Raw genomic sequence first — 6,023 nt, 5'->3', positions numbered from 1 at the left:
GTTTCTTTGTGGGGTGGGGGCGGGGGGCCCCCCCCCCCCCCCCCCCCCACGGCCAGTTCCACGCCCAGCGCGGAGCGGATCCGCGACACCAGGCGCGTGGCCAGCAGCGAGTGCCCGCCCAGGGCGAAGAAGTCGTCGTCGGGGCCCACCCGGTCCACGCCCAGCACCTCGGCGAACAGACCGCACAGGATCTCCTCGCGCGGTGTGCGCGGCGCGCGACCGCTTCCGCCGGTGACGGCGTCGGGGGCGGGCAGGGCCTTGCGGTCCAGCTTGCCGTTGGCGGACACCGGCAGCCGGTCCAGGGGCACGAACGCCGACGGCACCATGTACTCGGGCACCGCCGCGGCCAGGTGGGCGCGCAGATCCGCGGTGTCGGGGGCGTCCGCCGGGTCGGCGGCGACCACGTAGGCCACCAGGCGCTGGTCCCCGGGCCGGTCCTCGCGGACCACGACGGCCGCCGCGGCGATCCGCGGATGGCCGGTCAGGGCGGCCTCGATCTCGCCGAGCTCGATGCGGAAGCCACGCAGCTTCACCTGGTCGTCGGCGCGGCCGAGGAACTCCAGGACCCCCTCGTCCGTCCAGCGGGCCACATCGCCGGTGCGGTACATCCGGCTGCCCGCCGGGCCGTACGGGTCGGCGACGAAGCGGTCGGCCGTCAGGTCGGGCCGGTCCAGGTAGCCCCGGGCCAGCTGGGCGCCCGCGAGGTAGAGGTCGCCCGCGACACCGGGGGCGACGGGGCGCAGCATGGCGTCCAGGACCAGGGTCCGGGTGTTCCAGACCGGGCGGCCGATGGGCACCGGGCCGGGTGTGTGTCCGGCCTCGCACCGCCAGTACGTGACGTCGACGGATGCCTCGGTGGGCCCGTACAGGTTGTGCAGCTCCGCCGGGAGGGTGGCGAAGAACCGCTCGCGGAGCGGGTCGGGAAGCGCCTCACCGCTGCAGATGACGCGGCGCAGCCCGGTGCACCGCGCGGCGGCCGGCTCCTGGAGGAACTCCTGGAGCATCGACGGGACGAAGTGGAGCGTACTGACGCCCTGCTCGCGCACCAGGTCGGCGAGGTACGCCGGGTCCTTGTGGCCCCCGGGGCGGGCGACGACGAGCGTGGCGCCCTCGGTGAGGGTCCAGAAGAACTCCCACACCGACACGTCGAAGCCGGCGGGGGTCTTCTGGAGCACCCGGTCGTCCGCGGCCAGCCCGTACTGCCCCTGCATCCAGGCGAGTCGGTTGACGATGCCCCGGTGCGGCACGACGACGCCCTTGGGGCGGCCGGTGGAGCCCGAGGTGTAGATGACGTAGGCGGGGTGGTCCGGGGTCAGCGGCGCGGTGCGCTCCGCGTCGGTGACGTCGGTGTCCGCGTGGCCCGCCAGGGCCTCGGCCCGCTCCGGCGCGTCCAGGACCAGGACGGGCGCGGCCGTGGTGGGCAGGGCCCCGGCGGTGGCCGCGGTGGTGAGCACCAGGGCGGGCCGGGCCTGGGAAAGGACGTAGGAGGTGCGGTCCTGGGGGTGGTCGGGATCCACCGGGAGGTAGGCGGCGCCGGTCTTGGTGACGGCGAGCAGGGCGACGATCAGTTCCACCGAGCGCGGCACGGCCAGGGCCACGGTCCGCTCGGGGCCGACGCCCTGGGCGATGAGGTGGCGGGCGAGCCGGTTGGCCCGCGCGTTGAGGTCGGCGTAGGAGACCTCGGTGCCGTCGAAGACCACGGCGGGGTGGTCCTGGGCGGCCGCCGCGCGGGCCTCGAAGAGCCGCGGGAGGGTGTCGGGCCGCACCTCGTGCGCGGTGTCGTTCCACCGGACCAGTACGTTCTCGCGCTCGTCGGCCGCGAGGGCGTCGACGGCGGCCACCCGCTGGTCGGGGTCGGCGGCGACGGCCGCGAGGACCCGGGTGAGCCGCTCCGCGGCGGTCTCGGCCGCGGCGCGGTCGACCAGTTCGGGGCGGTGGCCGACGCGCAGCCGGATGCGCTCGCCCGGGTAGGCGATGAGGCTCAGCGGGTAGTGGGTGGCCTCGGCGCCGGAGAAGCCGGAGACCCGTACACCGTCGACGGTCCGGTCCAGGCCGGACGGGTCGAAGGGGTAGTTCTCGAAGACGGCGAGGGTGTCGAAGAGCGCACCGGTGCCCATCTCCCGCTGGATCTGGGTGAGTCCGAGGTGCTGATGGTCCATCAGCTCGGTGTGCTGGTCCTGGAGCCGTCCGAGGAGCTGCGCCAGCGTCTCGGCGGCGTCCAGCCGCACCCGCACCGGCAGGGTGTTGATGAACAGCCCGACCATGGCCTCGACGCCCGGGAGCTCCGGGGGGCGGCCCGAGACGGTGGTGCCGAACACCACGTCGTCACGGCCGGTCAGCGACGCCAGCAGCAGACCCCACGCGCCCTGCACCACCGTGTTGAGCGTCCAGCCCCGCGACCGCGCCAGCGCCGTCAGCCGCTCCGTCAGCTCGGCGGGGAGCTCCAGGCTGAACTCCTCCGGCATCCGGTCCACCCGCTGGCCGGCGCCCGGCACGAGCAGGGTCGGCTCGGTGACGCCGTCGAGGGCGGTGCGCCACGCCTTGGCCGCGGCGTCCCGGTCCTGGCGGGACAGCCAGGCGAGGTAGTCGCGGTACGGGGTGACCTTGGGCCGGCCGCTCTCGTCGCCCCGCCGCGCGTACAGCTCGAAGAGGTCGTCGACCAGCAGCGGGAAGGACCAGCCGTCCAGCAGGATGTGGTGCAGGGTGACCACCAGCCGGTACCGGTCGTCGGCGAGCCGGGCGAGGGTGAAGCGGATCAGCGGCGGAGCCGCGAGGTCGAAGCGGCGCGTGCGGTCCCGCTCGACCAGCTCGTCCAGCGCCGTCTGCCGCGCCTGGTCCGAGCCGTCCCGCAGATCGGCCTCCTGCCAGGGCAGTTCCACCTCGTGCGGGATGACCTGCACGGGGCGGCTGAGCTTCTCGTGCCGGAACCCGGCCCGCAGATTGGGGTGGCGGCGCAGCAGGGCGGCACCGGCGGCGCGCAGCCCCGCCGGGTCGACCTCGCCCTCGAGGTCGAAGCCCAGATGCACGGTGTAGGCGTCCACCGACCGCTCGTCGTAGAGGGCGAGGAAGAGCATGCCCTCCTGCAGGGGCGACAGGGGCAGAACGTCGGCAAGTCCCGGCTTGGTCACGAATTCCTCCACTCGGATTCCAAAAGGTCGATCTCCGCCTGCGACAACGACACCAACGGAAGGTCCGAGGGGGTCCAGCCACCGCTCACGGACCGGTCGGACCGGTCCGACAGCGCGTCCAGTGCCGTGAACCAGTCCTCGGCGAGGTCCCGCACCTCGGGCTCGGACAGCACGCCGTCCGGCCACGACCAGGTGGCGGCCAGCCGGGGCCCGTCCACGCCGTCTTGTGTCAGCACATTGATTTCCAGGCAGTGTGCGAGCGGCAGGGCGGGGTCGGCCCCGGCGCCCAGCACGTCCGTCAGGGGGTCGGCGGTCCACTCCGTGTCCGCTCCTCCGGTGTCGGAGGGGGCCGCGAAGCGTCCCAGGTAGTTGAACGAGATCTGCGGTACGGGGCGCGTCGCCAGGGCCCGCGCGGTGTGCGGGTTGAGATGACGCAGCAGTCCGTAGCCCAGTCCGTTGTCCGGCAGCGCGCGCAGCTGCTCCTTGACGCGCTTCAGGGCGGCCGTTCCGGGGGCCGGTCCGGGGTCCGGGCGGCCGGGGTCCAGCCGCACGGGGTAGAGGCTGGTGAACCAGCCGACCGTGCGGGAGAGGTCGATGTCCGGGGCGAACTCCTCGCGGCCGTGGCCCTCCAGGTCGATGAGGACGGCGGTGTTGTCGCCGCCTTCGCGCCGACGGCGCCAGCCGGTGACCGCGAGGGCCAGCGCGGTCAGCATGACCTCGTTGACCGACGCGCTCAGGGCGGCGGTCACCTCGGTCAGCACCGCGGTGGTGCGCTCGGGATCCATCGTCAGGGTGAGGGACCGGGCGGTGCCCACGGTGTCCCGGGCGGGGTCGAGGGGGCGCCGGCCGAGGGGGCGCTCGGGCGCGGCGGTCATCCGTTCCCACAGCTCGAGTTCGGCGGTGCGCCGGGGGCTGTGGGCCTCGTCGGCGAGGCGTTCGGCCCAGGTCCGGAACGAGGTGCCCACGGGCTCGAGCCGGGCCGCCCGTCCCGCCCCCGCGGCCTGCCAGGCGGCGGTCAGGTCGGGCACCAGGATGCGCCACGAGACGCCGTCCACCACCAGGTGGTGGAGGGCGAGCAGCAGCCGCCCCGGCCGGTCCGGTCCGGCGTCGAACCAGACCGCCTCGACCATGCCGCCGGTCGCGGGGGCCAGCCGGTCCAGGGCGCGCCCCGACTCGGCGGTGACGCGCTCGGACAGGGCGTCGCCGTCCAGCCCCGCCACCTCGACCCGGGTGACGCGGGGCGCGGCCGGTACGGCGCCGGGCTCGGGCACCTCCATGGCCCAACTGGCGTCGGGCGTCCGCCGGGTCAGCCGCATCCGGAGCACGTCATGGTGGTCCAGCACGGTCTGGAGGGCGTCCTGGAGGCGGGTGAGCCCCAGGTCCGCCGGGACCCGCAGCAGCATGGTCTGGCTGAAGCGGTCGATGGGGCCGCCCCGTTCGCGCTGCCAGGTGATGATCGGCGTCTCCCGGATCGGGCCGACCCCGCTGTCCCCGGCGGCGGGACGGCTCGTCCCCTCGGCCTCGCGGGCGACGGCCGCGAGCGCCTCGACCGTGCGGTGCCGGAACACATCGCGCGGGGTGATGACGAGCCCCGCCTTGCGGGCCCCGCTGACGAGCTGGATGGAGACGATGCTGTCGCCGCCGAGGTCGAAGAAGCTCTCGTCGACGCCCACCTCGGCCACCCCGAGCACCTCGGCGAACAGCCGGCACAGGGTCTCCTCGCGCTCGGTGGCCGGGGCGCGCCCCGGGGCGGCGGCGGTGCGGTCGGGCTCGGGCAGGGCCTTCTGGTCCAGCTTGCCGTTGGGGGTCAGCGGCAGATGGTCCAGTGCCACGACCGCGCTCGGCACCATGTACTCGGGGAGCGCGGCGGCCACATGCTTGCGCAGGATCTGCTGGTCGGGCCGTGCGGCACCGGGCTCGGGCACGATGTAGCCGACGAGCCGGCGATGGCCGGGGCGGTCCTCGCGGACGACGACCACGGCGCGTTCCACGTCCGGGTGGCCCGCGAGCACGGTCTCGATCTCGCCGAGCTCGATGCGGAAGCCACGCAGCTTCACCTGGTCGTCGGCGCGGCCGACGTACTCCAACTGGCCGTCGGCGCCCCAGCGGACGAGGTCGCCGGTGCGGTACATCCGGGCCCCCGGCGGCCCGTACGGATGGGCCACGAACCGCTCGGCGCTGAGCCCGGGGCGGCCGAGATAGCCGCGGGCGAGCCCGTCACCGGCGATGTACAGCTCACCGACCACGCCCACGGGGGCGAGCCGCAGCCGCTCGTCGAGGACGAGGGCGCTGGTGTTCCACACCGGGCTGCCGATCGGCGGGGCGCCGGCCCCGGGGGCGAGGGGGCCGCTGGTGGTGGCGGCGACGGTGGATTCCGTCGGCCCGTACGCGTTGACCATGCGGCGCCCGGACGACCAGCGCTCCACCAGTTCGGCGGGGCATGCCTCACCACCGACGATGAGGGTGCGGAAGTCGGTCAGGCCCGTGGGGGACACTCCGGCGAGGGCGGCGGGCGGAATGAGCGCGTGGGTGATCCGCTGCCCGGCCAGGACGTCGGTGAGGGTCTCGCCGACGAGCGGCCCGGACGGCGGGACGACCAGGGCCGCACCGTGCGGGAGGGCCATGCACACCTCGAGCACCGCCGCGTCGAAGCTCGGCGAGGCGAACTGCAGCACCCGGCTGTCGGGGGTGACGAAGAACCGCTCCGCCTCCGCCCCGGAGAAGGCGGCCAGGCCGTGGTGGGTGACGACGACGCCCTTGGGGCGGCCGGTGGAGCCGGAGGTGTAGATGACATACGCCGGGTGATCCACCGACAGCGGCGCCAACCGCTCACCGTCACCCAGATCCGTCCCGGCCAGGGCATCGACCCGCGCCCGAGTCTCCCCCGCGTCCACC

The 6,023-nt window shown here is 74.7% G+C and carries 2 protein-coding genes; both read right to left on the bottom strand.

All coding sequences use genetic code 11. From position 1 onward, the window contains the following. The coding region (locus tag ACFXB5_RS51960; protein ID WP_385222699.1) for an amino acid adenylation domain-containing protein at positions 1 to 3,128 on the bottom strand (3,128 nt) is incomplete at its 3' end. Beyond that, on the bottom strand, positions 3,125 to 6,023 hold a 2,899-nt coding region (locus ACFXB5_RS51955; RefSeq protein ID WP_385222696.1), incomplete at its 5' end, for an amino acid adenylation domain-containing protein. The genes ACFXB5_RS51955 and ACFXB5_RS51960, both read right to left, overlap by 4 nt.

This window comes from Streptomyces sp. NPDC059455 (genome assembly GCF_042750115.1).
GTDB lineage: Bacteria > Actinomycetota > Actinomycetes > Streptomycetales > Streptomycetaceae > Streptomyces > Streptomyces endocoffeicus.
This window is presented reverse-complemented; position numbering and strand designations above follow the sequence as displayed.